The organism is Trebonia sp., assembly GCF_049794275.1.
In the GTDB taxonomy this organism is placed as follows: Bacteria; Actinomycetota; Actinomycetes; order Streptosporangiales; family Streptosporangiaceae; genus Trebonia.
In genome coordinates this window covers 1-1850 of the sequence record NZ_JBARCR010000209.1, presented here as the reverse complement: position 1 = coordinate 1850, position 1850 = coordinate 1, and the positions used below count along the sequence as shown (strand labels likewise).

2 protein-coding genes and 1 pseudogene are annotated in these 1850 nt (G+C 71.8%); all 3 read left to right on the top strand.

Annotated elements, in window-relative coordinates:
• The coding region (locus WA805_RS06025; protein ID WP_425241844.1) for a cyclase family protein at positions 1–415 on the top strand (415 nt) is incomplete at its 5' end.
• A gap of 15 nt (positions 416–430) precedes the next feature.
• Positions 431–1561: an FAD-dependent monooxygenase gene (locus WA805_RS06020; RefSeq protein ID WP_422285466.1), complete on the top strand. Its 1131-nt coding sequence runs from the start codon at positions 431–433 to the stop codon at positions 1559–1561.
• A gap of 19 nt (positions 1562–1580) precedes the next feature.
• A pseudogene (locus tag WA805_RS06015) lies at positions 1581–1850 on the top strand (VOC family protein); the annotation flags it as partial.

Sequence of the window (1850 nt, the reverse complement as noted above, 5' to 3'; positions counted from 1 at the left end):
CCTGAACGCCACCGCCGCGGCGCACGGCGTCACGGTCGGCCGCGGCGACCTGGTGCTGGTACGCACCGGCCAGTACGCGCGGGCGCTGCGCGAGGGCTGGGGGAACTACGCCGGCGGCGCCGCTCCCGGCCTGTCGTTCACCACGGCCGGCTGGCTGCACCGAACCGAGATCGCCGCCGTCGCCACCGACACCTGGGGCTTCGAAGTGCGCCCGAATGAGTTCGACAACGCCTTCCAGCCGCTGCACCAGGTGGCCATCCCGCACCTGGGGCTGCTCATCGGGGAGATGTGGGCGCTTGAAGAGCTCGCCGACGACTGCGCTGCCGACGGCGTCTACGAGTTCTTCCTCACCGCCGCGCCGCTGCCGATCACCGGCGCGGTCGGCTCCCCCGTCAACCCGATCGCCGTCAAGTAGCCGCCGGAGGCACCCATGCCAGCAGTCAGTCACGTGCTGGTGGCCGGAGCCGGCCTGGCCGGCACCGCTACCGCCACCGGCCTCGCCGCCGCCGGGGTCGCCGTCGACCTCATCGACGTCAAGCCCGAGATCACCGCCATCGGCTCGGGCATCACCATGCAGGGCAACGGGCTGCGCGAACTGCGCCGCCTCGGAGTCCTCGACGCCGTGCTCGCGGCGGGCTATCCCTTCGACAGCCTGGGGCTGCGCGCACCCGACTCGGCCGGCACGCTGCTCGCCGAGATACCCGACGCAAGGACCGGCGGCGACGACCTGCCGGCCACGGTCGGCCTGCCCCGGCCAGCACTGGCGCGGATCATGGCCGACCGCGCGGTGGCAGCCGGCGCTAAGCTCCGGCTCGGCACCTCCCTCAGCTCGCTGTCACAGGACGGCGGTGGCGTGGACGTCACGTTCCGCGACGGCTCGGCCGGACGGTACGACCTAGTTATCGGGGCGGACGGAATCCGGTCAGCGACCAGGCGGATGATCGGCGTGACCGACGAGCCCAGGCCGACCGGCATGGGCATCTTCCGAGCGTTCGGGCCCCGGCCGGCCAGTGTCACCAGGACCGACCTGTATTACGGCGGCCCGGCGTACATCGCTGGATACTGTCCCACCGGCGAGAACTCGCTGTACGCGTACGTCGTGGAGGATGCGCAGGACCGGTCCGCGCTGGCCCCGGCGGGCCGGCTGGCCGCCATGCGGGACCTGTCCGAGGCCTACCACGGCCCCTGGGACGAGATCCGCGCGACGCTGACGGACCCAGATACGGTCAGCTACACCCTGTTCGAGGCGCTGGTCGTACCCGCGCCGTGGAACCGGGGACGGGTGGTACTGATCGGGGACGCCGCGCACGCCTGCCCGCCGACCCTGGCCCAGGGCGGGTCGCAGGCCCTTGAGGACGCAGCCGTGCTCACCGAGCTGCTGCTTTCCGCTACCACGCTGGACGATGTGCTGTGGGCGGCATTCACCGCCCGCCGGTTCGAGCGGGCGAAGACCGTCGTCGAGGCGTCCTGCCAGCTCGGCCAGTGGCAGCTCGACCATGAACAGGGTGACCTGCCGGGCCTGATGGCCACGATCACCGCGCTCGTCAGTCAACCCGCGTGACAACCGAGGAGCATTCGCCATGACCGACCGGCTCATCACGCATCTGCGACACGTCGACCTCGCGGTGCCCGACCACGCGAAGCAGCTGGACTTCTTCACCGGCACCTGGGGGCTGACGGCCGAGCACAGCGACACCGGGCTCACCTTCCTGGCCGCCGAGGGGTCGCCCGAGCAGTACGTCGTCCGGCTGCGGCAGTCCGACGACAAGCGCATCGACCTCATCGCGTTCGGCGCGGCGAGCGCCAGTCACGTCGATGCCCTGGCCGCCCAGCTCGGCCGGGACGGGGTA

What these genes read in the sequence shown, in the direction of transcription:
- WA805_RS06020 (WP_422285466.1), top strand. Translation starts at nt 431, where the DNA reads ATGCCAGCAGTCAGTCACGTGCTGGTGGCCGGAGCCGGCCTGGCCGGC.